The organism is Pirellulales bacterium, from assembly GCA_019694455.1.
In the GTDB taxonomy this organism is placed as follows: Bacteria; Planctomycetota; Planctomycetia; order Pirellulales; family JAEUIK01; genus JAIBBY01.
Map to the genome: position 1 here is coordinate 1 of JAIBBY010000032.1, position 25,531 is coordinate 25,531.

18 protein-coding genes are annotated in these 25,531 nt (G+C 63.4%); 8 read left to right on the forward strand and 10 right to left on the reverse strand.

Annotated elements, in window-relative coordinates; translation table 11 throughout:
* The 5 genes from K1X71_13675 to K1X71_13695 form a co-directional block, all read left to right on the forward strand.
* Positions 1-221 (forward strand): FliM/FliN family flagellar motor switch protein (locus K1X71_13675; GenBank protein ID MBX7074189.1); only part of this gene is annotated, 221 nt, incomplete at its 5' end.
* 90 nt (positions 222-311) lie between these two features.
* Positions 312-1,445 carry an alcohol dehydrogenase catalytic domain-containing protein gene (locus tag K1X71_13680; protein MBX7074190.1) on the forward strand — a complete coding sequence of 378 codons (1,134 nt, stop codon included), beginning with the start codon at positions 312-314 and terminating at the stop codon, positions 1,443-1,445.
* Positions 1,442-2,545, forward strand: coding sequence for a hypothetical protein (locus K1X71_13685; GenBank protein MBX7074191.1), 1,104 nt, complete (start codon positions 1,442-1,444; stop codon positions 2,543-2,545). Before K1X71_13680 ends, K1X71_13685 begins: the two co-directional genes overlap by 4 nt.
* An 87-nt stretch (positions 2,546-2,632) precedes the next feature.
* Positions 2,633-4,264 (forward strand): GMC family oxidoreductase, encoded by a 1,632-nt coding sequence (locus K1X71_13690; protein ID MBX7074192.1) that lies wholly within the window; start codon positions 2,633-2,635, stop codon positions 4,262-4,264.
* 18 nt (positions 4,265-4,282) lie between these two features.
* On the forward strand, positions 4,283-5,914 hold the full coding sequence (locus tag K1X71_13695) for a GMC family oxidoreductase (GenBank protein ID MBX7074193.1): 1,632 nt from the start codon (positions 4,283-4,285) through the stop codon (positions 5,912-5,914).
* Positions 5,915-5,924: 10 nt separating this feature from the next.
* On the opposite strand, the gene K1X71_13700 is transcribed toward K1X71_13695, so the two are convergent.
* Positions 5,925-6,476, reverse strand: coding sequence for a hypothetical protein (locus tag K1X71_13700; GenBank protein ID MBX7074194.1), 552 nt, complete (start codon positions 6,474-6,476; stop codon positions 5,925-5,927).
* A gap of 171 nt (positions 6,477-6,647) precedes the next feature.
* Complete coding sequence (locus K1X71_13705; protein MBX7074195.1) at positions 6,648-6,857, reverse strand: DUF2945 domain-containing protein; 210 nt, start codon at positions 6,855-6,857, stop codon at positions 6,648-6,650.
* A 325-nt stretch (positions 6,858-7,182) separates the two neighbouring features.
* Between K1X71_13705 and K1X71_13710 the strand changes: the two genes are divergently transcribed.
* Positions 7,183-8,562 (forward strand): sigma-54 dependent transcriptional regulator, encoded by a 1,380-nt coding sequence (locus K1X71_13710; GenBank protein MBX7074196.1) that lies wholly within the window; start codon positions 7,183-7,185, stop codon positions 8,560-8,562.
* Positions 8,563-8,621: 59 nt separating this feature from the next.
* On the opposite strand, the gene K1X71_13715 is transcribed toward K1X71_13710, so the two are convergent.
* Both K1X71_13715 and K1X71_13720 read right to left on the reverse strand, forming a co-directional pair.
* Positions 8,622-9,848 (reverse strand): hypothetical protein, encoded by a 1,227-nt coding sequence (locus K1X71_13715; GenBank protein MBX7074197.1) that lies wholly within the window; start codon positions 9,846-9,848, stop codon positions 8,622-8,624.
* A gap of 273 nt (positions 9,849-10,121) precedes the next feature.
* On the reverse strand, positions 10,122-10,913 hold the full coding sequence (locus tag K1X71_13720) for a hypothetical protein (GenBank protein ID MBX7074198.1): 792 nt from the start codon (positions 10,911-10,913) through the stop codon (positions 10,122-10,124).
* A gap of 302 nt (positions 10,914-11,215) precedes the next feature.
* Here K1X71_13720 and rfbD point away from each other — a divergent pair, with 302 nt between their 5' ends.
* A complete protein-coding gene (gene rfbD / locus K1X71_13725; GenBank protein MBX7074199.1) occupies positions 11,216-12,070 on the forward strand; it encodes a dTDP-4-dehydrorhamnose reductase in 855 nt (284 codons plus the stop codon).
* Here rfbD and alaS read toward each other — a convergent pair whose 3' ends face one another.
* The 5 genes from alaS to K1X71_13750 all read right to left on the reverse strand — a co-directional run bounded on the left by alaS (position 12,071) and on the right by K1X71_13750 (position 19,237).
* Positions 12,071-14,683, reverse strand: coding sequence for an alanine--tRNA ligase (alaS, locus tag K1X71_13730; GenBank protein ID MBX7074200.1), 2,613 nt, complete (start codon positions 14,681-14,683; stop codon positions 12,071-12,073).
* A gap of 163 nt (positions 14,684-14,846) precedes the next feature.
* Entirely contained in the window at positions 14,847-16,283 is a 1,437-nt protein-coding gene (locus K1X71_13735; protein MBX7074201.1) for a trypsin-like peptidase domain-containing protein, read from the reverse strand.
* A gap of 76 nt (positions 16,284-16,359) precedes the next feature.
* A complete protein-coding gene (gene recA, locus K1X71_13740) occupies positions 16,360-17,520 on the reverse strand; it encodes a recombinase RecA (protein MBX7074202.1) in 1,161 nt (386 codons plus the stop codon).
* Between the two features lie 178 nt (positions 17,521-17,698).
* On the reverse strand, positions 17,699-18,289 hold the full coding sequence (thpR, locus tag K1X71_13745) for an RNA 2',3'-cyclic phosphodiesterase (protein ID MBX7074203.1): 591 nt from the start codon (positions 18,287-18,289) through the stop codon (positions 17,699-17,701).
* Positions 18,290-18,334: 45 nt separating this feature from the next.
* Complete coding sequence (locus K1X71_13750) at positions 18,335-19,237, reverse strand: sugar kinase (GenBank protein ID MBX7074204.1); 903 nt, start codon at positions 19,235-19,237, stop codon at positions 18,335-18,337.
* A gap of 132 nt (positions 19,238-19,369) precedes the next feature.
* Between K1X71_13750 and K1X71_13755 the strand changes: the two genes are divergently transcribed.
* The gene (locus tag K1X71_13755) at positions 19,370-20,983 is read left to right on the forward strand and encodes an ABC transporter substrate-binding protein/permease (GenBank protein MBX7074205.1); all 1,614 of its coding nucleotides are present in this window, start codon (positions 19,370-19,372) and stop codon (positions 20,981-20,983) included.
* A gap of 45 nt (positions 20,984-21,028) precedes the next feature.
* Here K1X71_13755 and K1X71_13760 read toward each other — a convergent pair whose 3' ends face one another.
* The gene (locus K1X71_13760; protein ID MBX7074206.1) at positions 21,029-25,300 is read right to left on the reverse strand and encodes a tetratricopeptide repeat protein; all 4,272 of its coding nucleotides are present in this window, start codon (positions 25,298-25,300) and stop codon (positions 21,029-21,031) included.
* Positions 25,301-25,531 lie beyond the last annotated feature (231 nt).

Here is a 25,531-nt window from a genome sequence, read left to right on the forward strand (position 1 = left end):
TGACGCTCGCGGCCAAGCGTCAATCGGTGCAACAAGTCCTGGAGCTTGTGGCCGGCTCGATCATTCACTTTGACAAGGCCTGCGACGGCCCGTTGGATGTTGAGGTCAACGGCCATTGCGTCGCCCACGGAGAGGCCGTCAAAGTAGGCGACAAGTTTGGCGTTCGCGTGCAATCGGTGGTGCTGCCCAGCGAGCGCTTCAAGCCGATTGAACCGGCTTGATCGCGGCGTGCATTGTGACTGCGTGCCGGCGCCGCGCGACCACGGTACACTAGCGGAAAACGTTTCCCGCTTAATCCCGCACTGTGCCGCATGCAGGGAATTGCCGCCTTTCCCCATTCGAGCCAGCCTCGACTGGTCGATCTCCAGGAGCCCTCGGCGCCAAGCGCTAGGCAGGTGCTGTGCCGCACCCTGCAACTGGGGATCTGCGGCACCGATCGCGAGATACTCGATTCGCAACAGCCACATTGCCCGCCGGGCGAACCGTTTTTGGTGCTGGGGCACGAGTGTCTGGCGCGCGTCGAGTCACTCGGCGCGCTATCCCCGCAGCAGGCCATTTGTCTCTCCGATCGGTTGTCTGGCGCCGATCGCGGCATTCAGGTGGGCGATCTTGTCGTGCCGGTCGTCCGCCGCGCGTTGCCGCAGTTCTCGCGCCGCCGCGTCGATATGCTCGCCGTTGGCCAATTCACCGAGCGGGGCATCTTCGACGAGCATGGCTTCTCCGTGCCGTACTGGAACGACGAGCCGCGCTACTTGATGCGCGTGCCGCCAGAACTGCGCCAGTTCGCTGTCCTCACCGAGCCTGTGGCCGTGGCCGCCAAGGGAGTGAACGAAGCCTTGCTCCTGCAGCAAGCGCGGCTCGAAGACGGCATCTGGACCTCTCCTCCGCCCCGCGTGCTGGTGACGGGCATGGGACCAATCGCCTTTGCCGCGGCGCTAGTCGCGCGTGCGCGCCAGTGGCCTTGCGCCATCTATGGCCGCGACTCGGAAGATTCCTCCCGCGCGCGGCTGACGCGCGATCTCGGCGCCGACTATGTCCATCAAGACCGGTTTGAATTCTCGCCCCAAACCATCGAGCGCGACGGCTACGATCTGATTCTCGAATGCACCGGCGCCGAATCGGTGGTGCTGGCCACCGCGCCCGCCTTGAGAAGTTGCGGCGTGATGGTTTGGTTGGGCAGTCGACGCAATCCGCAACCCACGTCATGCAATCTGGGACGTCTGATCCGCGACGGGTTGATTCGCAACAATCTGTTCATCGGTTGCGTCAACGCGGCCCCGCGCGACTTCGCCGAGGCGCTAGCGCGGCTGGACGATTGGCGCCGCTGCTCGCCCCCCCTCCTCGCGCGAATGATTACCGACCGCCTCGCTCCGACCGATGCGCTCGATCACTTTACCGCCCGCCGCCGCGACTCGATCAAGACGGTGATTGAGTACCCAACATGACGTATCCGCACACCATTCATTTGCGCGCCCCCTGGGAACTGCGTCCGCTGATTCGCGAGAGCGAATCGATTTCGATCGGCCAACCGCTGCGCATCGAAGTCCCCGGCGAGTCGCCGCTCACGCCGATCGACCAGCAGCGCGGGCTGCGCTACTCGCGCCGCTTTAATCGTCCCACCGGCATCGACCCGCATGAGCGCGTCTGGCTCTGCTGCGACGGCGCCGATCCCAGCGCTCGCGTTTCGCTTGGCGAGCACGAGTTGGGGCATATCCTCGGCTATGCGCTGCCGTGGGAGGCCGACATCACCGCGCTATTGGCGCCGCACAACGAGCTAATCATCGAGGTGCTGCCGGCCGACGCGCTGCGCCCCGGTCGCGAACTCCGCCCCGGCGGGTTGATCCGCGACGTGCGGCTGGAAGTACGTTCCAGCCACTGGCTGACTCAGTGTTCGCTATCGCTCCCCTATCAGGCCGGCGTCACTCGATTGCGGTTCAGCGCGCAGGTCAATGGTCCTCCCGGTTCTGGCCCGCTGCATGTCGCGCTATCGCACGACCAGCGCGAACTGGTGTATCAACCCGTTGAGGTTGGCGAACCTTTTATCCTCAGCACCGATCTTTTCGGTCTGCGTCCCTGGTCGCTTGGCGAGCCCAATCGGCTGGGTACATTCGAAGTCAAGCTGCTCTCCGCGCATGGCGCCATTTGGCGCCGCGAGTACGTAACTGCTCCCTTGGGCCTCGCTTGGGAAGGCGACCGATTGCGAGTTCTCGGCGAGGCGATCGCGCTGCCCCTCCCCGCGACGCGCTTTCCTTTAACGCCAGCCAATGATACCCAGTGTCTTGCCGCGCTGGCGGCGACCGCCCGCCGGCCGCTCGCCAGTCTGGAGATTCTGGCCGACGCCTGGTACTCGAGCTTCGACGAGCAAGGCATCGCAGTCGCGCAGATGATGCCGCGCCAGTGGGCCCCCGCTCTCTGTCCGCTGCTCGCGCATCACCCATCGATCGTCGCCTGGGTGACGCCGCCGAATGAAGTCGCCGCGCCAGCCGCTGCGGACGACTGGACCAATCGCCCCCGCATCCCCTTCGATCAGGTGGTTGTGATCTAGCAACCGGCGCCGGCGATTGCACCCGAGCGCGGTCCCCCTTAGCATCACCAGTTCGCCCCACGCTTTCTCAGCCCTGTTGATCGCCGCATGTCGTCGCCAGATCATTCCATCGACCGCCCACAGGACGTGAACTGGGATGTGCTAATTGTGGGAACCGGCATGGGGGGCGCCACGCTGGGGCATGCATTGGCGCAGGCAGGTCATCGCGTGCTGTTTGTCGAAAAGGGGCGCGCCAGTCTGCCCGGCGACGAAAATTCCATCCGCGGCGTCTTGCCCGAAGATCGCCCCGGTCTGCGCCGCTTGTCGCTCGCCGAACGCCGCGCGCTGCTCGAGCGCGGCGGCCGTTCGACCGACGACATCGACGACCAGACCAAGCCCAAAGCCAAGCACTTCACTCCCTTTATTGGCGCGGGGTCGGGTGGCTCGTCGGCACTCTATGGCATGGCGCTCGAACGCCTCTTTGCCGCCGACTTCGCGCCGCGACAGTGTCATCCCCAGGCGGCCGACGCCAACCTGCCCGAGCGCTGGCCGATATCCTACGACGAACTGCGTCCTTGGTATCAACGCGCCGAGGCGCTCTACCGCGTGCATGGCTCGCTCGATCCACTGCGGCCGGGCGACAACACCGATTCCGACTTGTTGCCTTCGCCTCCCTTCACACCGCGCAATGCGGAACTGGCCGAGCATTTCCAATCGCAAGGACTGCACCCTTATCAATTGCATCTGGGATGCGAGCACCTGCCCGACTGCCAAAACTGCCAAGGATTTCTTTGCCCGCGCGAGTGCAAAAACGACAGCGGCCGCATGTGTCTGACTCCGGCGCTGGCGAGCGGCGGCGCGCACCTGCTCGACGAAACCACCGTGCTGCAATTGGTGGCCGATCGTACGCGCGTTCAGCAGGTGATTTGCCGCCGGCGCGGCGAAGAACTGCGGCTACAGGCCCGATTTGTCGTACTCGCCGCCGGCGGATTGGTCACGCCGTCGCTGCTCTTGGCGTCGCATAGCGCCGAGTGGCCGCGCGGGCTGGCGAACGAGTCGGATCAAGTCGGTCGCAACCTCATGCGGCACTGCATCGACCTGGTGATGGTCAAAACCAAAACCGATCAGCCGCGCGATGGGCAGGTCAAGGAGGTTGGGCTCAACGACTTCTACTGCGCCGATGGAGAAAAGGGGGGCACGCTGCAATCGTTTGGCCGCTTGCCGCCGATCTCGTACTTTCTCTACCGTCCCAATATCTGGACCTGGCTCGTTGGCTGGTGCCGGCCCCTGTTGTGCCGGCTAGGCGACGAGTTCTGCAATCGGAGGTTGGTGCTGGCCTGCATCATGGAAGATCTGCCGTACGCCGAGAACCGCGTTTGGCCGGGCGAGATCGCAGCCGATGGCCTGCAACGTCTGCGGATGCGTTATCAACTGGGCGCCGACGAGCACCGCCGACTCGCGCAATTTCGTGAGAGGATCGACGGCGCGCTGCGCCCCTACGACATCGCGCGACTGCCGGGCGCCGAATTGAACACGGCCATCGCTCACGTCTGCGGCACCTGCCGCTTTGGCGATGATCCCGCCGCCAGCGTGCTCGACCGCGATTGCCGCGCGCACGGTCTCGACAATCTCTACGTGGCCGACGCTTCCTGCTTCGCCTCCAGCGGCGGCATCAATCCCAGCCTCACCATTGCCGCCAACGCGCTGCGGGTAGCGGCACACCTGCAGCACCGTCTGTAACTTGCCACCGAGCGCGCCATGACTGTAGCAGAGCAAGTCCCCGATCCCACATCGATCGAATGGGACGCCATTGTGATTGGCGCCGGCATGGGGGGCGGCACGCTAGGTTACGCGCTGGCGCGCGCCGGCAAGCGCGTGCTGTTCGTCGAAAAAGGACAGTCGTTCGTCGACTTTGGCGCCGATCAGATTCGTGGCCTCACGCCCGAGGAGACTTGCGACCTGGCGCGACTCCCGGCGCCAGAGCGTCAGGCGGCGCTCGCCCGCGCTTGCCGCTCGTTCGATGAGGTGGCCGATGGCAGCGCTGCCAAGCCCAAAAGCTTTGTGCCGGAGATCGGCAACGGCACGGGTGGCTCGTCGGCGCTCTTTGGCATGGTGCTCGAACGATTGTTTCCGGTCGACTTCACGCCGCGCGCGCAGCACGCCGACGCCACCAGCACGACGCTGCCCGATGCCTGGCCCATCGACTACGACGATCTGGCGCCGTGGTACACCGCGGCCGAGCGCTTGTACCGCGTGCGCGGCACGGCCGATCCCTTGCGGCCAACAGTCGAAGGCGACCATCTGCTCTCGCCCCCCCCGCTCACCACGGCCAACGCCGGCGTGTTCGACTTTTTGCGACAAGGAGGCCTGCATCCTTACCAGTTGCACTTGGCTTGCGAGCATCTGCCCGATTGCCAGACCTGCCAAGGATTTCTTTGCGATCGCCAGTGCAAGAACGACGCGGGGCAAATCTGCGTTGCGCCGGCGCTGCATAACCACGGCGCCACGTTGCTCTCGCAGTGCGCGGCGCTGCGCTTCGAGGCTGGCCCGCGCCGCGTCGACAAGTTGATCTGCCACTGGCGCGGCGACACGCTCGCGCTCCGCGCCAAGCAGTTCATTATCTCCGCCGGCGCGCTCGCCACGCCGGCGCTGCTCTTGCGCTCGACCTCCGCCGAGTGGCCGCGCGGGCTGGCCAACGCCTCCGATCAAGTGGGTCGCAATCTCATGCGGCACTGCATCGACATGACGGTGCTGCGGCCGCGCGGCCTGCGCCAGGCGATCCGCGGCCAAACCAAAGAACTGGCGTTCAACGATCTCTATTGGCGCGACGGAAAAAAATATGGCTCGGTGCAGTCGATTGGCGGGCTGCCGCCGTTTCTGCATTACCTCGGCAAGTTGGGGCCAGAGTTGCGCTACTTCCGCTATTTGCGGCCTCTTTTGGGGCCGCTCTGGGATTGGCTGCGCGTCAAGGTGGTGGTGCTCGCCTCGATCCTCGAAGACCTCCCCTACGCCGACAATCGCGTGCTTCCGGGCGACAATTCAACCGTCGCCGGCCAGCAGCTATTTCGCCTGGAGTATCAACTGCGCGAGCGCGAGCAACAGCGGGCGGCCTCCTTTGCCGCCGAATTGCGCGAGCTATTCAAACCCTATCGCCCCTTCACGCTCAGCGTATCGCACGACAACAAAGTGATCGCGCATGTCTGCGGCACTTGCCGCATGGGAGACAATCCTGACGCCAGCGTGGTCGATCGCGATTGCCGGGCTCACGGCGTCGACAATCTGTACATCGCCGATGCGTCGTTCTTCGCGTCCAGCGGCGGCATCAACCCCAGCCTCACGATCGCGGCCAATGCCTTGCGCATCGCCGCGCATCTCGTCGATCGCGGCTAGTTGACCTGGCTCAATCAAACAGCACAAAGTTCGCCCGCAGCATCCGTTTGATGCGCGCCACCTCGGGCTTGGAGTACTTTTCCGCTTGGCGCAATTCCGCTTGACGCTCGCGCGCCTGCTGCTCGCTGGCCGATTGCACCATGCGGCCCCAGCCGTTCGAATCGGTGATGAAATACCAATTCGGCACCACTTGCCCCTGTGGCGTTCGCGCCGGCAACGACAGGTGAACGGCGCCATCGAGCATGGTGTCTTGGTAGCTCACCGTGATCGAAGGCTCGGCGTCGGCCAGTCCGCGGATGCTGGACCGCGCCCCTTCCTTGGGCACGCGAAACTCGTGGTACTTGCCCGGCTCAATCGTCTTGGCGCTCGACCACAACGACCCGCCGGTGAGGGCGACTCGATAGGTGAGTGGCCGATCCGACAGATTCCAGATTCGGCCGGTGCCGCGCGGCGTCACCAGGTTCTCCGTGCTCGAAACCTGCGCCGCGGCCGGCTGCGCCATGGCCGCCAACACAAATAGAGAAAACGCGGAAATCCGTGAACGAAGCAGACCATGTCGCATGGCAAGGAACCTGAAAATCGAAAAGAAAGAATAGGTTGACGGCGCGGCTGACCAGGCGCCTGTTCCAGTCTAGCAGCTACGCTCGCGCGGTGCGCGCTGCCCTGCAATCGCCCCGATTCTCCGGCAAAATCAGCTATCTCGGGTGGTTGACGTCGCCGCCCGCGCTCCGCCTCAAGCATGGTCCAGCGCGCCCCCTTTGTGGGCAGCAATGTGGTCGGTTTTATCGCTCTTGATCTCGTATTGCGGATCGTCGTGACTCGCGTGGTGGGTGTGCCCCTTGTAGTCAAAATCCTTGGTGTGCACTTTGATGATTGTTCCACTCACCCGCCCCGCCTCGGAGTTCCAGGCCACGTGATCGCCGATTTTGAATTTTTTGGTCATGGTGTGAACCCTCTCGCGATCTCCAAACAACTTTCGAGCGTCCCTGCGGCGCCCGCGCATTCCATAGGCGCCCAATCGCCACAGTGCAAATCGCGGGGCGGATGGCCCGTAAGTCATCGCTGGCGACAGAGCCAAACCGTGCGGCCTAAGTGTGCCGACCGGCCACAGTGTGCGGAATAGCACGCGCCCGACGCTTCGATCACAATGAAATTTGCGCGAACTTCGCCTAACCAGCGGCCGCTCGACTGGCTTTCTTGCAAAGGTACACAGGTTGCTAAATATGAAGCCCCCAGGCCTCCGGAAGTCAACTGCCAAGAACCCTGCGATGTGCGAGCACCATCAGATCGACCTGCTTGTTGTGGATGACGATAGCGAATTCCGCAGCACCGTGGCTCGGCGGTTCGTGCGGCGCAACTACATGGTGCATGAGGCCGAAGACGCCACCGCCGCGCTCGCCGCCGCCGAACGCCGCCAGTTCGATGTCGCCATCTTCGACATGGTCATGCCCGGCGTCTCGGGCATCGAACTATTGGAGCAGTTTCAAGCTCGCCATCAGGAGTGCGAGGTGATCATGCTCACCGGGCAGGCGACCGTCGAAACCGCGGTGCGAGCGATGAAGCTAGGCGCCTACGACTATCTGATGAAGCCCGTTCCGCTGTCGGAGCTGGAGATTGTCGTCGAAAAAGCGTATCAACGCCGCCAGCTTGCCAAGGAGAACGTACAACTCAAGGAGGTGATGCACCGCCAATCGCTCCAGACCGAGATGGTCGGCCAGTCGCCCGCCATGCTCGAGGTGTTCCACCTCATCGAGCGCGCCGGACCCACCGACAAGGCCATCTTGGTGCAAGGCGAAAGCGGCACCGGCAAAGAATTGGTCGCTCGGGCGCTGCATCAGTGCAGCCTGCGGGCCGACCGGCCGCTGGTGGTCATCAATTGCGCCGCCTTGCCAGAGACGCTGCTCGAAAGCGAACTGTTCGGTCACGAAAAGGGATCGTTCACCGGCGCCATCGCCGCCAAGCCGGGCTTGTTCGAACTGGCCGACGGCGGCACGTTGTTCATTGACGAGATTGGCGAGATTCCCGGATCGCTGCAGGCCAAACTCTTGCGAGTGCTGGAAGACGGCTCCATGCGGCGCGTCGGCTCGCTCAAAGAGCGCCGGGTCGATGTGCGCCTGCTCGCGGCGACGAATCGCCGCCTGGCCGACGAGGTGAATGCGGGGCGCTTTCGCGAGGATCTCTATTACCGCATCAACGTGATGTCGCTCAACCTGCCGCCGCTGCGCGAACGAACCGGAGATGTCGGGCTCTTGGTCCGAAAGTTCCTTGGGTCGGAGTGGACCATCGACCCCGCAGCCATGCAGGCGCTGCAGCAATGCGACTGGCCGGGAAACATTCGGCAATTGATCAACGCTATCGAGCGCGCCAAGATCATGGCCGACAATCGTGAGATCACGCTGGCCAACCTGCCCAGCGAAGTCACCGTACCCTCTCCCAAAGCGGCGGCTTATGTGGCCGGGCCCCCCAGCGACGCGCTGGCCGCCATCGAAAAAGCGCACGTCATCGAGGTGCTCAATCGCGAGCGCGGCAACAAGGCGCGCGCCGCGCGTGCGCTGGGCGTGAATCGGCGAAGTCTGTACCGCTTGCTCGAAAAATACGGCATCGACGGCAGCGCCGCGGCGGGCGCGACCCCAACGGCGCAGGCTTGATCGACCACCGCACTTCGGCAGGTGCGCGCCAACCGGCAGTCCCCCACCTGGGCGCCTAATCAATCGCCTTTCGATTCGGGACGGCGCAGCAATAGGTAGAACTGGCTTCCCTGTCCTTCCTCCGACTCCGCCCAAATGCGTCCTTGTTGTTGGTCCACCATCATCCGGGTGAAGTACAACCCCAGGCCCGAGCCGGGCACATCGCGATGCCGCGCCAGTCGTTGAAAGGGTTGAAAAACGCGTTCCAGCGCCTCTTGGGGGATGCCCGGCCCATTGTCGGCGATCCGCAACAAAAGCCCTTCGGGATGTTCTTTCACGGTCAGTTCGATGCGCCCCGTGCCGGGCGCCACGAACTTGGCGGCGTTCGACAGCAGGTTGTAAAACACCTCCTGTAACCGCGCGCGGTTTCCCCACACCACCGGCAGCGCGGCAGGCGCCGTCACCCGCACGCGCTGCGCGTCGAGCACCGGCTGCAGCCGATGTATCGCCTCGTTCCAGGCGCCCTCGCAGGGGATCGATCCGTTGGTTTGTTCTTCGAGCGACGCCAGATTCGACGACAATAGCTCGTCGATCATCTGGCTCATGCGAAACGTGCGATTCTTGGCCGCTTCCACCAAACTGCGCGCGCCGGCCGGCATCGCCTCGCCAAACTCGTCGAGTGCCTCGTCGCACAGGTTGGCCACCGTGGCCAGCGGCGTCTTCAAATCGTGCGAGGCCAACTGGGCAAAGTGCTTCAACTCCACATTCGCCTTCCACAGCATGTCGAGCGCTTGCCGCAGCTTATGGCTCGATTGCGCAAAATAGGCGTCGAGCGTCAGGCCAATGTCCAGAAACACCACCTTGAGCACCGACAAAAGCGCCTCGATCGGCGGCCGCGACTGCGGCTCCGCGCTTTCCGCGAGTCGCCGAAAATAGTACTGCACGTATTGGTTGTAGGCCCCGAGAAACCACTGCGGGTCGATGCCAATGTTGGCGTGCGCCTGCCCCACCTGACGACGCTTCTGCAGATACACCTCGGTCCATTGCGCTTCGAGCATGGTGCGCAAGTGGTCGCTTTGCGAGCGCTTCAACCGCTCCACAAGCTGCGGATCGGTCAGAAAGCGGCGCGTCTCCTCGAACTCAAACAGGTGGTCGTAAAATCGCTCGACAAACCGCTGCACGTCGGCCTCGTACAGCGGGATCAGGCCGTGCAGTCGGTCGCGATCGTCGGAGCGAATATCCAAAAACTCGGCCCGGCGCAAGATCTCTTCGCTCAGGCCGTCCGTGGTGGGCCGCTCGTCGGTCATGTATCTTCCCTGCTTGCCTGCTAACAGAATCTAGTGGCGAACGCGGCGAGCAACCCTCGCACATTCCGCGCCGCGCAAGGGACCCGCATTGCGGCTTTTGCGAAAGCTTGCCCCAGCGGCGCCGCTAAATCAACCAGCGGCCGAGCGTGCAGAGACCAGAATCGGGCGATGCGCCATTTTTGGCGCCGTGACGGCCGCGGCACAATTACGGCGCCAAAAGCCAGATTTATTCGGCCCCGATGGCGATACGTTCCGGCGCCATGCCGATTCGCTCTACGGGTTGAGCATGACGCCCACGCCACCCCACGGCGAAATGTAATAGCTATTGCCTTTGCGCGGTGGGGGCTGGCGCAACTTCGGAGCATAGCTGCTCGGCGCCGGCGCGCTCGCCATGCGGGACGTGGCCTGGTCGCGCAATTGCTGCGATCGTGCCTGCTGATTCTGAATCGCTTGTCGTCCCGCCGCCACCTCATTCTGGCGCATCTGGCTGAACGCCTGCGACGAGCTGCGCATCGAACCGCGCCGCGACTCGATCATCTGCAATTGCTGCTCGACCTGCGCCGGCGACATGTTCAAGATATCCCATTGCTTCACCTCTTGGGGAGGCAGCACCACCTTGGCCGACACAAAATGGCCCAACCAGTTACGCGCGTCCTGCGCCTCGGGACTCATCAGGATGTTGAGTTTCTCCTCCATCTGGTTGAGAAACTGCTCCAACTGGTTGGCGGTCATCTCGGCGATCTCATGGCGGAATCGCGCTTTGAGGGCGGGGATTTGCGCTGGCGTGTAAATTTGTTGCACCGTCAGCCATTGCTCAAAGGCGAGCCGCGCCTGATGGAATCGCTCGCTGCCGAGGATCGCCTGCTTCTTGGCTTCCTCGTCCGCGGACAGCGCGGCGGGCTTTGCCGCAGCCGGCGCTTTGGCCGGCGCCTTCGCAGGCGCGCTGGCGGCCGGCGTTGCCGGACGCGGCGCGGGCTTGGCCGCCGGACGTGGTTGGCCTTGCGACCAGGCGGTTGTCGTCACCAAGAACACAATGGCCAGCGAAAGCAGCGCCGCGCGTTTCATGTATTCAATTCCCAGGCAATAAAACTGCCAGTCACCGCGCTCGCGGCGCCGACGTGTTCAGTATACCCCCGCAGCTTGTCGCGGGGGACTATCCTCCACACGGCGGGAGTCGCCGCGCAGGGAGGCATTCGATCTGCCGCGCCCCAGCCGTTAGAATGCGTACAATTCGCCCCATTCGCCCGCCGCATGGCGCCCGGCGCCGGGCGCCGGACGACCACGGCCAGCGCGGGGGCGCCATGCGACGTCTCGCGACAACGCAAGATGTGTAGCGCGGCGATCCCTCGTCGCAAGAAAGAACCTCTATGAAGATCGCCGTCACCGGCGCCGGCGGACAACTCGGCTGGGAGCTTTGTCGACAACTGGGAGACCGCGCGCTGCCGCTCGATCGGCAGCGACTCGATGTGACCAATCGCGATGCTGTGGTCAGCCTGCTGGTCGAGGCCCAGCCGAGCGCGATCATCAACTGCGCCGCCTACACCGCCGTCGACAAGGCGGAACAAGAGGTCGACGCCGCTCGCCGCGCGAACGCCGATGCGGTGGGATATCTGGTCGAGGCGTGCCGACAAATCGACTGCCCGCTGGTGCAGGTGAGCACCGACTATCTGTTTGGCTCGCCGAGCGAGAGCCGCCAGCCGCGCCAGGAAGATGATCCGCTCTTCGCGCAAGGCATGTACGCCCGCACCAAGCAGGAAGGAGAGCAACTTGCCCGCCAGTGGCCCAAGCACTTCATCGTTCGCACGTGCGGCCTGTATGGCCGCGCGGCGCCGGGCAAAAAGCCCAACAACTTTGTCGAGACGATGCTGCGACTGGCGCGCGATCGCGACGCGCTGCGCATCGTCGACGATCAATACTGCACGCCCACCTACGTGCCGCACCTGGCGCGGGCGATCTTGTTCTTGCTCACCACCGACGCCTACGGCACGTACCACGTCACCAACATCGGCGGCGTCAACTGGCACGGCTTCGCCGCAGAAATCTTTCGGCAAACGGGCAAAGCGATGCGGCTCGATCGCATCACCACCGCCGAGTACAACGCGCCGGCCCCACGGCCGTCGTTCAGCGTGCTCGATACCCGCAAATACCACGCGCTAGGCGGCCCGGCCATGCCCGACTGGAAGGACGCGCTGGCTGAGTATCTGGCGGCGCGAGGCGACTAGCTACTTGGCCAGCAATTCCCGCGCTTTGCTGCGGGCAGCCTCCAGCGCGGCCGAGAGTTTTTCGGGATGCTTGCCGCCGGCCTGAGCCATATCGGCCCGGCCGCCGCCACTGCCGCCAACCACGCTGGCCGGCTCGCGAATCCAATCGGCCGCGCTCACGCCCGCCTTTTCCAACTCGCGGCTGACCGCCGCCACCAGTTGCACCTTCTCTCCCTCGCAGGCGCCGAGAAACACCGCCACCGCCCCTCCCTTCTTCCGCAGCACGTCGATCTGCTGCCGCATCGCCTGCGGGCTGCTGCCCTTGAGTTCGGCGACGATCAACTTGGCGCCACCCACGTCCTCGGCATCGCCCAACAACTTGTCGATCGACGTATCGGCCGGCTTGGTCTGCGATTGTTGCTTGCGCAAATCGCGGATTTCTTTTTGCAGGTTCGCCACGCGCTGCGGCAGTTCGGCCGCCGGCACGCGCAATAGCGCGGCCATCTCGCGGACCACCTGATCTTGCTCTTGCACATAGGCCACCGCGCGCTCGCCAGTGAGCGCGGTCACGCGCCGCACGCCAGCGGCCACGCTCTCCTCGCTAATGATCTTGAACAGTCCCACCTCCGACGTGTTGTCCAGGTGCGTGCCGCCGCACAACTCCTTGCTGAAGTCCCCCATCGACACCATGCGGACGACCTCGGGATACTTTTCGCCAAAGAGCATCATGGCGCCCGCGGCGCGCGCGTCGGCCAGCGGCAGTTGCTGCCAGGAAATCGGCCGCGCGGCGACGATGCGAGCGTTGGCGCTGCGTTCAATTTCGAGCAGGTCCTCCGGCGTCAGCGCGTTGGGGTTGGAAAAGTCGAACCGCAGCCAGTCGGCGTCGACCTTCGAGCCTTGCTGCTGGGCGTGTTCGCCCAGTCGCTTTTGCAGCGCGTGATGCAGAATGTGCGTGGCCGAATGCGCGCGGCGGATAGCGGCCCGCCGATCGGTGTCCACCTCCGCGCGAACTCGCTGTCCGAGCGAGAGCGCTCCCCGGCGCAAATGTCCGCGATGCAAGATAAAGCCGCTATCGCGTTGCGTGTCGATCACGTCAAACTCGGCGCCCTCGCCGGTCAACCGGCCTTGGTCGCCCACTTGGCCGCCGCTTTCTCCGTAGAACGGTGATTGATCGAGCACCACCGTCACCACCTGCTCGTGTCCCGCCTCGTCGAGTTGGTCGCACAAGGCGTCCCCCGCGATGATGCCGACAATCTGTCCTTCGGCCGCCGTCGCTTCGTAGCCCAAAAACTTGGTTCCACCGAGCGCCTTTTTCAGCGCGTCGAGCGGCCCGCTCTGAAACAACTCCATGCGTTGGCCCGCGCCCGACTCGACGCCGTGCTGCTCCATCTCGCGCCGAAAGCCCTCCCAATCAAACATCAGGTTGTGCTCGGCCGCGATCGTCTCGAACAACTCCGGCGGAAAGCCATAGGTGGTGTATAAATCAGCGGCCTCGGCGCCAGACACCTTCACGCGGTTGTCGCGCTTCAACTCGCGGAGGATGCGGTCGATCCGGTCCAACCCTGTGTCGATCGACGCAAAGAAATTGTCTTCTTCCTTTTCGATCACCGTGGCGACGCGGGCGACCGTCTCCTGCAGTTCGGGATAGCTGCTCTTCATCGCCGCCGCGACATGCGGCACGAGCCGATGCATAAATGGCTCGCGCTGCCCCATCTGGTGGCCATCCAGCACCGCGCGCCGCAGCAATCGGCGGATGACGTACTTCTCTTTGTTGGGGCCGGGCAAGACATTCTCATGGATCGCGAAGGCGCACGCCCGCACATGATCGGTGATGCGGCGCAGGCGCCGCCCCTCTTCGCTGGCGGCGTCGTACTTTCGTCCGCACACGTCGGCCGCGGCTTGCACGATCGGCAGCAGAATATCGATGTGAAAGTTGCTCTCGACCTGTTGCAGCACCGATGCGGTGCGCTCCAGTCCCATGCCGGTGTCGATGTTCTTGCTCGGCAGCGGCCGCAGATTATTGGGTGGCGCGCCCACGCGATTGAACTGCGTGAAGACCAGGTTCCAAATCTCCACCGAGCGGCCATCGCCGGTCTGGTAGTAAATTTCGCTGCACGGGCCGCAGACGCCGTCCGGACCTTGGCTCGGCGCGCTGGCCGGCCAAAAGTTTTCGTCTTCGCCCATCCGTTGAATGCGTTCTGAGGTCAGGCCGACGTCGCGCGACCAGATTTCGGCCGCTTCGTCATCGTCGTCGTAAACCGTCACCGAGAGCCGGGCCGGATCGAGACCCAGCCATTGCTTTTTGGTCAAAAACTCCCAGGCCCAGTTGATCGCCTCGCGCTTGAAATAGTCGCCAAAGCTGAAGTTGCCGAGCATCTCGAAAAACGTGTGGTGGTACGGCGTGCGTCCCACGTTGTCGATGTCGCCGGTGCGCAGGCACTTTTGGCAGGTGGTCGCCCGCGTGAACTCCAACTTCACTTTGCCGAGAAAATGGTCTTTGAACTGGTTCATGCCGGCCGGCGTGAACAGCACCGAGGGGTCCCAGCGGGGGACCAACACGTCGCTGGCCTTGCGAACGCAACCCTTGGATTCAAAGAAGGCGAGGTACTTTTCGCGGAGTTCGTCGGTCTTCATGGAATATCGCTGGCGGTTGGCAATTTACGCGGTGAAACGCCGCGTATCATACCCCTTGCGCCCCAGAGGGACTAGGCGAGATAGGCGGGCCGTAGGGGCGCCGCAGCGGCTTCCATAAGACAAGACGCCAGCCGCTTGGCTCGCGCCGACGGCAAACCGCAAGCTATTCGGCTTCGATCGTGCGCGCCGGGCGATCGGCCGGCGACAACCACAGCCGCAGTTCGACCGCTCCCGGTTTGTCTTGCACCGCGTCGAGAAACTGCTTGGGGCTTTGCACGCGCGTGCCGTCCACATGCGTCACCACCATGTTGGGCTGCATCAACCCCTTGGCGGCGGCGCTGTCGGCCGCGACTTCTTCGACAATCACGCCCCCTTCTCCCAGAGGCACATTGGGCCGCGCCGTGCCATCCAGCACCGAAGTCAAATAATCGATCGTCATCCCGCGCCAGCGGTTTTCGTTTTCTGTCACCACCTTCTGGCCGCGCACCGGAAACTTGGCCAGCAGCGGGGTCAACTCGACCAGACTGCCGTTGCGCACCACGGCCAGGCGCACCAACGACTCGACCGGCAACCGCCCCACCGCCAGCATCAGTTGATCGGCGTCGTGTACGCGCTCGCCATCCACAGCCACCACAATATCGTTACGCCGCAGATCGGCGCGATCGGCCGGCGTGCCCGGCACCACGCTATTGATCTGCGCGCCAAAGGCCCCCTGCAATATCGCCGAAGCGGTCAAATCCATCGGCCATACACCCAGGAAGCCATACTCCACCTCGCGCCCTTGCTTCAGGCGTTCGACCGCCCGCAAAAAGGTGTCGTCGACCGGAATGGCGTAGCCAGCCGACGCTTCATAGCCGGCGATGGCGGCCACCGAAGTGGTTAGCCCCACCATTTCTCCCTTGAGGTTGATGAGCGCTCCGCCGCTGGTGCCCAGATTCAGCTTGGCGTCAGTCTGAATGAGGGTGCCAAAGTGATGAATGGTGGGGCGCGATTCGCCCGCCGATTCCGACGTGTTCGGCCCCATCTTCCGCGCCAAATTAGCGACGATTCCCCAACTGGCGCTCGGCTGACCATCGCGGGCAATTGCGTACGGGTTGCCCAGCGCAATCACGATCTGCCCCTTCTTTAGCGCCTTGGCGCTGCCCAGGCGAATCGGCGACAGATCGGTCGCCGCGATCTCCAGCACGGCCAAGTCGCCCCGCGGGTCGGCTGCCTTCACTTTGGCGGGATAGGTCTTGCGATCGATCGTGGTGACAAAGAAGTCGGACTGGGCAAACTCGTCCCCTCCCAGCACGTGGGCGTTGGTGAGAATCAACCCATGCGCGTCGATCACCACCCCGGTCGCGAACTCGTTGGGCACAAAGTCCGACTGTCCCGGCTCGGGAGCCAGTTGTTCGCTCTCGTCGCGCCGCACCCGCGAGATCGCCACCACGCTGCGCTCGCAGCGGGCAATGGCGTCGATCATCGCCTGCTCGATCGCCGCCGCTGCCTCTAGGCCAGTGTGCTCCTGAGCCGCCGCCTGGTTTGGCGACTCAAAGAGCGAACACGACAAGAGCGCCCAACTCAGCACGGCCAGAATTGTTCGGCGACTCGTCGACATCGAACTGCCTTTACCGCTGACCAATAACTTGACATGGCAGGCGAGATCGACCGACCAGCCGCGCGCTGGCCGGGGACTACGCCCCCCCGTCCCAATCGCCGCTGCCGCCGCTCGATTCCTCGGCAGCCACCTCGCCGGCGGTTGCGCCCGCCGACAAGATCTTTTCGCGCAGCTCAGCGAGAAACTCGGGGTGTTCCTTCATGTACAGACGTGTCCGCTCGCGACCCTGTCCAATTTGCAGGTCGCCATAACGGAACCACGTGCCCGAGCGGACGATCAACTTCTGGGCAATCGCCAGATCGAGCACGTCCCCCTCGTAGCTGATCCCGTCTGCATGCATCATATCAAACTCGGCAACTCGGAAGGGCGGGGCCACCTTGTTCTTGACCACCTTGGTGCGGACCCGCTGCCCCACCACGTCTTCACCATCCTTCAACTGGCCAATCCGTCGCACGTCCACACGGCAGGAGGCGTAGAACTTCAGCGCCCGGCCTCCCGGCGTCGTCTCGGGACTGCCAAACATCACCCCGATCTTTTCGCGAATCTGGTTGATGAAGATCACGCACGTCTTGCTCTTGTTGATGGCGCCGGTCAGCTTGCGGAGCGATTGGCTCATCAGCCGCGCCTGCAAACCCACGTGGGTGTCGCCAATCTCACCATCCAATTCCTTTTGCGGCACCAGGGCCGCGACCGAGTCGATCACGATCACGTCGACCGCGTTCGACTTGATCAGCATTTCGGTGATGTTCATCGCCTCTTCGCCGCTGGAGGGCTGGCTCACCAGCAGGCTTTCCAAATCCACTCCTAGCTTCTTGGCCCAACTTGGGTCGAGCGCGTGTTCCGCGTCGATGAAGGCCGCAATGCCATCCTGCTTTTGCGCCTCGGCGATCACATGCAGCGCCAGCGTCGTCTTACCGCTCGATTCCGGTCCAAAGACCTCAATGATCCGCCCCTTGGGCAACCCCTGTCCACCCAGCGCCAAATCGAGCGCCAAGCTACCGGTGGGAATGCCCGCGATGGGCCCCATCTTGTCGGTCCCCAGGGGCATGATGGCCCCCTCGCCGAACTGCTTTTCGATCTGGGCCACCGTGTTTTTCAGCGTGGAGTTGTCTTCCAGCACCGATTTGATGGTTCGGCCCTTCTTGGCGTCGCTCGCCTTGCCGCTCGTCGGCTTGCCTTCGGCGACGGGGGACTCTTTCTTGGGCATGCGATGGTTGCTCTTGGCGGCGGTGACCATGGGACACAATCCTTTATCGTGGAAAAGCTTATCGCGTCAAGCAATGTGTGGCGATGGAATGGAAATCAAGGCAAACTGTACGCCTGGATACTGTATCGGCGTTCACTGAGCGAAGCAAGGGAATTTTTCCCAGATTTTTTCCGCCGTGGCCAAGGCGAAGCGGCAAAATGGCCGTCTGCTAGCTGGCCGGGTCCGCCGGCAGCAACTCCCCCCGGCCCAGCACCTCGTATTCTGGCCCGTCGCCGTGCAGATAGCTTGCAAAAACGACCACTTCTTCGACATGCGTCACGCCGCCGTCAAAGTCCGCCTGCGCTAGCAGCAAATCTTCCAAATCGCGCTTGCCGGACCGGGTGTCGCGCACCCGGCCGATGGTCACATGTGGCTTGAACCGTCGATTTTCGATACGAAAGCCAATCTCGCCCAGCGCGTCCTCCACACGCTGGTGCAACTCGGCCATTGGCACCTCGCCGTCGGCCACTCCCAGCCAGAGCGTGCGCGGGTTGGTGACATCGGGAAACGCCCCGGCGCCGCGAAAAACCAGATCGAACGCGGTCAGGTTGGCCACCGCGGCCTGCACGCGCCGGCACACCTCGGGCAGTTCGACCGATTCGACATCGCCCAAGAATTTGAGCGTCACGTGCAGGTTGTCCCCTTCCACCCAGCGAACGCGCGCGCCGGTCGCGCGCAGTCGCTGAATCAGGCGCAGGGCGCGGCCCCGCGTTTCCGGGGAGAGTTCAACGGCCAGGAACGTGCGGACGATGTGCTGCATCGAATCGTCCCCAGGAGACTTGCGGCGGACGTGCTGGCGAATCGCCTAGAACGACAACATCTTGCGGTACTCTTGCATCCGGCGGTCCAGGTCGACTCGTTCGATCTGGCGCATGCGATCGAGGCTGAAATCCTCGACATTAAAGCTCGCCACCACAACGCCGTAGGCCAGCGCCTCCTTGAGCGTCTTGGGGTCGGTGTTCTCGCGCGAAGCCAGATACCCCATCATTCCCCCGGCAAAGCTGTCGCCGGCGCCGGTGGGGTCGATCACGTTGGCGGTCGGATAGGCGGGCATCACGTAGGTTTCGTATTCGCTAAAGAACATCGCGCCATGCTCGCCTTTCTTGATGATGACGAACTTGGGGCCGAGTTCGCGAATCTTGTGCCCGGCCCGCACCAGATTCTCGTCGCCGGTGAGCAACTTGGCCTCGGAGTCGTTCATCACCAGCCCGTCAATCCGCTTGAGTAGCCGCAACAGGTCGTCGCGCTGGGTGTTGATCCACAGATCCATGGTGTCGGCCACCGCCAGCTTGGCGCCGGGGACCTGCTCGAGCACCTGCATCTGCATGCCCGGCGTGCCGTTGGCGAGAAACAGATAGTCGCTGTGGCGATAGCCCTCTGGGAGCACGGGATTGAACGAGCCAAACACGTTGAGTTGCACGTCGAGCGTGTCGCGATCGTTCATGTTCGGCTGGTAGCGGCCACGCCAAAAAAAGGTCTTGGCTCCCTTTTGAACGTGCAGCCCGGCGGTGTCGATCTGGCGGCTGGCGAGCAGTTGCGTGTGCGCGTCGGGCCAGTCGTCTCCCACCACGCCCACCAGATGCACTTTGGTGAAGTAGCTGGCCGCGTACGAAAAATAGACCGCCGATCCCCCCAGCACGCGATCGCGCGACGCGGTTGGCGTCTCCACGCTATCGAATGCCACCGAACCCACCACCAAGAGCGACATGAGCGCCAGACCTTCCCGATTGATTTGAACAAGCCCTCGCCAAAGGGCGGATTATCGGCCGCGCCCCGCTTCGCCGCAAGCGACCGACCGACTAGCATGACGCCAACATCCGTCTCGCGCAGAAGCGCTGCCATGCCGTTCGACTCGATATTGCCGACTCGATCCATCAACCACGCGCGTCCTCGCCGCGCGCTGGCTGGGCTGTTGTTGCTGCTGGCTCTGGCCGTCTCGATTCGGCCCGCGCAAGCCGACGACGACGCGCTGCGCCAGCGACTGGCCGGTGGTGTCTTGCGCTGGGGAGGAGACGCCGAAGGGGGCGCCCCGTATCAGCTTCGCGATCCCGACGACCCTGGCCGCATCATTGGCTTTGAGGTGGAGTTGGTCGACGCGCTGGCCGCGCGGTTGGCCCAACGGCTGGGCATCGCGCTACGCGCGGACTTTGTGCAATACGAGTGGGTCAGTCTGCCATTGGGACTGGAGCGCGGCGATTTCGATCTGATCGCCAGCGGATTCGAAAGTTCCCCCCAGCGAGCGAAAATGATGCGCTTGTCGCGAGCCTATTACATCGCGCGTCCCGAGTTGGCGGTGCGCCGCGGCGAGACGCGCATTCGCGAATTGGCCGATCTCAAAGACAAAGCGGTCGGTACCCTCTCGGCCAGCGCCGCCCAGCGCGTGCTCGAAGAGTTGCCCGCCGGCAGCATCGTCGGCTTCGATGGCCAGGTCGAGCCCTACCTCGACCTGGAATTGGGCCGGCTCGATGCCGTGCTGCTCGATGGACCGATCAGCATCTACTACGGACGTCCCAACGCCAAGCTGACGACGCGGGCCGTCGATGCGCCGAGCGTCGAATATGTGCTGGCGCTGCGCCCCGCTGACAAGGAGCTGGCCGCCGCGCTCGATCGGGCACTGGGCGAAGTGATTCAAACCGGCGAGTTGACGCGAATCTTGCGGCGCTGGCATCTGTGGAACGCAGATCAAGTCAGTCTGGCAAAAGGCGACGCCGAGCTAGCCGCGCTCGGCTTTAGCCCCGCTGGCGCCGCGCTGCCGCTGCTCATGCCGGTCGCCGCGGTCGATGTGAACATGCTGGCCAGCTCGGCGCGCAAGTGGGGGTTCGCCGACTACGCGCCGCTCTTGGGACGCGGCGCCTTGATGACGCTCGGCCTGTCGCTGGCCAGCATGGCGCTGGCCATCACGCTGGGACTTTTGGTTTGCGTGGCGCGGCTCTATGGCCCCGCTCCGCTGCGCTGGGCAGCCTTGGCCTACGTCGAACTGTTTCGCGGTCTGCCGCTGCTACTGCTGTTGTTTTTTCTCTACTTTGGGCTGGCTCATTACGGCGTCGATCTGCCGGCGGTGCAAACGGCGATCATCGGCTTTGGACTGACCTACGCCGCCTACGAGGCAGAAATCTATCGCAGCGCCATCCAGTCGATGCCGCGCGGACAATGGGAGGCGGCGCTGGCGCTGGGCATGTCGCCGGCATTGGCCTTTCGGCGGATCATCTTTCCACAAGCGCTGCGCGCGGCCTTGGCGCCGATGACCAACGACTTTGTCGCGCTCTTCAAAGACACCAGTCTGGTGAGCGTGATCGCCGTGCACGAACTGACCAAAGAGTATTTGATCCTCTCGCGCTCCAGCCTCAAGTTCGTCGAACTGGGGCTGTTGACCGCCGTGCTGTATCTGGCGATGTCGATTCCGCTGGGCTACCTGTCGCGCTGGTTGGAACAGCGCTGGGGCCCGGCGCGCTAGCGCGCCGCCAGTCGCTCCGCACGACAACTCCGCGCCCGCGCCGCGTCAATTGGTCGACGCGGCGCTCTTGGGCGGAAAATCCTTCTGCAATTGCTCGAACTTCTGAATCTCCAGGCCGGGCACGGTGCTGGCCGTGAGCCCGGCGTTGCGGGCCCGGTCGAAGTAGTCGGCCGCGGCCGCGCGGTCTCCCGCCGCCAGATTGGCCAGCGCCAGGTGGAAATACTTCACAGCGTTCGGCGAACTGGAGACGGCGTTCTCCAGGTCGACGATCGCCTCACGCGTCTTGCCGAGCGATAAATGCACCATGCCGCGGGTGTCGAGCAACTCCGAGGCGGGGCCAACCAATTTGATGGCTTCCTCAACCATCGGCAGCGCCTCGTCTCCCTTGTTGTCCTTGACCGCCAGAATGAACGCCAGGTTGTTCAGCGCGGCGACCTTGGCGCCCGGCGCCAGGTCCTTCTGAGCCAGCATCTTGCGATAGATGGCCGCCGCCTCGTCGTGCTGGTTGCGCAGATCGTGGAAGTCGGCCACCAGCATCATCACGGCGGTCGACTCGGGTTGCGCCTCGGTGGCCGCCTTGAGCCATTGTTCTTCTTGCGCGAGCAACTTTTCGTCTTGCTGCTCCGGCTTGCCGCGCAACATCACCAGTCCCATCCGGGCCACCGACTCGACCGGCGCCTTGGCCTCAATGGCCTTGTCGCACGACTCAAACGCCTCCGCGAGCGTGCGATTCGACGCCTGGAAGTTGGCCAAGTACAGCCAGCCATCGCTCGGGTTTTCCGTGATCAATTCGCGATACGTCTCTTCCGCGGCCGCCAGAAACTTTGCCGCGTCGGGGCTGTCCTTCGAGAGACCCACCAATTGGTCGGCCACGGGCTTGAGCTTGTTGATCTCTTGAGCCGACAGCGGCCGCAATATCTGCGATTTCACCAACTCAATCGCTTCGTCGGTTTTGCCTTCACCCCGCAGCAGCCGCGCCTTGGTGGCGATGTACAGCGGGTCCTTGGCTGCTTCCGTGCCGTCGAGCCGCGCCAGCCAACTCGCCACTTCGTTGGTCTCGTCGTGTCGCAAGAGCATGTCGCAATAGTTCAATACGAACAGCGGATTGGGCTTGCCATCGGTCTCTGTCGAGGCGACCAATGACAACATGGTGTCTTTCGCCTCGTTCCACTTGCCGTCGCGATCGTACAACTGCGCCAACAGCAGTTGATCTTGTCGCCGCCCGGAGTTGTTCTTGGTCAAATCCTGCAAGATGCGAATCGCCGCCTGCCGCGAGTTGCCGTCGGGCAGTTGCGCGTATAATCGCGCCTTCAGCGCCAAGTCTTCGTTGGTGAGCGGCCGGTTCGGCTTGGCGTTGGCGTCGATAATCTGAATCGCTCGCAAAATGCCCGCCGGCGTCTGACTTTGCGCCGCCAGTTCGGCCCGGGTGCGAACCGCGCGATCCACGTACACTTGCTCTTCCGGCTTGGCGCTGGCGCTCTTTTCCACGATGCGATTAACAAACTCCAGCACCTTGTCGTTGCGCCGTTGCCGTGCGTAGAAAATCGCCACCTGCTCCAGCGTGGCCAGATCGTCGGGCTTGGCCTCGGCCAACGCCAGGTATTGCTTTTCAGCCTCGATCGCGTTGCCAATGATCTCGTAGCCCGAGGCCATGGCCGCGGTTTTTTGTTCTGGCGCGAGTTTCGACTCCATCTCCTTGATGGTCGCTTCGGCCTCCTCCTTGTGCGAGGTCTCGGTGTAGAAGCGCGCCAACGCCAGGTACGGCGTGGCGACGTCGGGCGCCAGCTCGACCGCGCGGCGAAACGCCTTCTCGGCGTCGTCGTTTTTGCCGGCGGTCTTCATCATGCCGCCCAGCCACATTTGCATGGCGTAGCTTTCGCCCTCTTCGGCGATCGCCTCTTGCGCCAACTTCAGCGCGTCTTCGATGTTGCCTTGCGAGAAGTTCATCACCGATTCGAGTCGCGAGCCCAAGAGTTGCGAGGCGTTGGGCACCTTGGCCAACAGGCGCTCGGCGTCGGGGCGGCGACCGCGCTCCAGCAGCATGGCCACCAGCTTGCGCAACATCAGCGGATTGTGGTCGCCCAAATCAATGGCCCGCTCATAGAACATGATCGCCTCGTCGGCCGCCCCTTGGCGCTCGGCAATGTCGCCGCGCAGGCGAACGAGCGTGCCCCAGTTGGGACGCTGTTGGGCGGCCTTCTCCAAGAGCGATTCGGCCTCTGCCAGCGCGCTAGCGGGTTGTTCCTTCCGCTCCACCGCCGAAACGATGCGCGCCGCCTCGCAGAACAGTGTGTAGCTGTTGTTCTCGCCCGCCAACTCCTTGATGCGCTCGATCGATTTCCGCATGCCCGCGTCGTCATTGGCGTCGCGCTGCACGCTGAAGATCATGAGTTGCGACGCGATGTCCTTGGGATTGGCCTCGGCCATTTGTTGATACAGCGCGAGCGCCTGGTCCATCTTGCGCCGGCCGTGAAACGCCTGCGCGATGGTGGCCAGCACTGGTCGGGCCTCCGCCGGCGGCAAGTCCTTGGCCTGGGTCGCGATCTCTTGCAGCTTGGCCAGCGAAGCTTCGTCCCCCTTTTGCGCCAAAAGGTTGATGCGCGGCACGCGAAATTCTTTCTTCTCGCCCAGTTTCTTTTCCGCCTCGTCCAGCACGGCCAACCCGCCATCGGGTCCTTTCTCCGAGGTCGCCATGTCGACCTGCGCCAGCCAATACACCGGCTGATCCGACATCTTGTCCGCCAGACTATCGACCAATTGCTTGGCCTTTTCGCGATCCCCCTTCTTCGAGAGATACTCCACCTGCAACGCCAGCATGGTCGGATCGTCGGGCTGCGACGCCACGATTTTCTGGATCAACTCGTCGCTTTCCGTCCAGTCGCGCTGGTCCACCGGCAAACGCTGATTGCGGGCCAAAATCGCGGTCAACATCAACAGTTGCGCATCCCTGTCCCCCGCGGCGGCCAGATCGTGCAGTTCTTGCACCGCCTCGTCGAGCTTGCCGCTTGACATATAAGCCCGCGCCAGATTGCGGCGAATGTCGCGCGATAAGGGATCGCGCACGCGCATCGCTTCCAGCACGCGCACTTCTTCATCCACCTGCCCTAGCGCGCGGTAGCAAACGGCGCGATTGGCGTCGATTTGATTGTCAAAGCCGGGCGCGGTGGCCAAAATCGGGCGAATCTTGTTGAACACCACCAAGGCGTCGGCGTGCCGGCCGGTCTGCATCAGGATCAAGGCGCGCAAAAAATCGATGCGCTCCGGCACCAGCCCCACCTTTTCCAGCTTGGTGATGATCTCGCGCGTGGCCTCAATGTTGTTCTCGCGCAGTCGCGATTCGGCCAACATCCACAGAATCGCCGGATCCCGCGGGTGCGCCTTGTGCCCCTCTTCCAAATAACGAGTGGTCTCCGCCAGATTTCCCGCGTAGCGCTCCACTTGCGACAGCGCCACAAACAAATCACGCGACTGCGGATCCTTCACCTGGGCCTGCTTCAGAAGCTTGCGCGCCAGTTCAAAGTCTTTGTCAGCCGTTGCGCGTTCCGCGGCCACCATCAGAACCGCGGTGTTGTCAGGCGCCAGCTCGAGCGCCTTTTGCAGGTCGGCGCGAACGGCGTCGTTCACCCCTTGCCCCACGCGATATTGATAGCGCTTGAGGAAAGCTTCCCAGCTATTGGGATTGGCCTCGACCATTTGATCGAGAATCTTGTTCGCCTCCTCTGGTTGCTTGTAGCGCTGCTGATACACCGCCGCCAACCGCTCGTACAAGTTGACGTCGTCCGGTTTGTGCTCGATCGCCGAACGCAGGAGCTCCTCGGCCCGCTTGTCGTTGCCCTTGGCCAGTTCGCACTCCGAGAGCTTCTTTTCCAGTTGCGAATTGGTCGGCTCTTCTTCCAACAGCCGCGACAATTGTTGAATGGCGTCGTCCGCTCGCCCGCCGCGCATGTACAGTGTGCCCAGCCGCTCGCGCGCGTCGCGCCGATCCTGCTTCGACAACCCCTCGCTGCGCAACGACTTGTTCAGGTTTTCGATCGCCAGTTGATATAGCCGCGCCGAGGCCTGTTTTTCCACCGCGTCGGCCAAACGCAGGGCGTATTGCGTCTGCACCTTGACGTCGTCTGGCTCCAGCAGCAAATAGCGCCGCAGAAAATTCAACTCCTCATCCAGGTTCCCTTTCTGTTTCTGCTCCTCGGCCCACACCAAAAAATTGCGCGCGTTGCGCTTCATTTGCCAACGCCACACGCCATAGGCCGAACCGGCCAGCACGCTGGCCGAAACGAGCAGAATGATCAACAGCTTGAGATTCAGGCGTTTCATGAGGGAAACTCGTCGTGATAAGTGAATGCCAGAACGTCGGGCGCCATAGCGCGGGCCAGTTTCAGCTCGGCGAAACCATACCCTTCGGCAACTCTTTCAATTCGCTCGCCATGCAATCTGGTAAGCCCGGCAAGCAATCGGCAGCCGCCCGACAGTCTAAGAGGCAGATAAGAAACAAGCTCAGCAGTCGCGTCGAACCGGCGCCAGTTGCGATCGAATCCATCCCTCGCG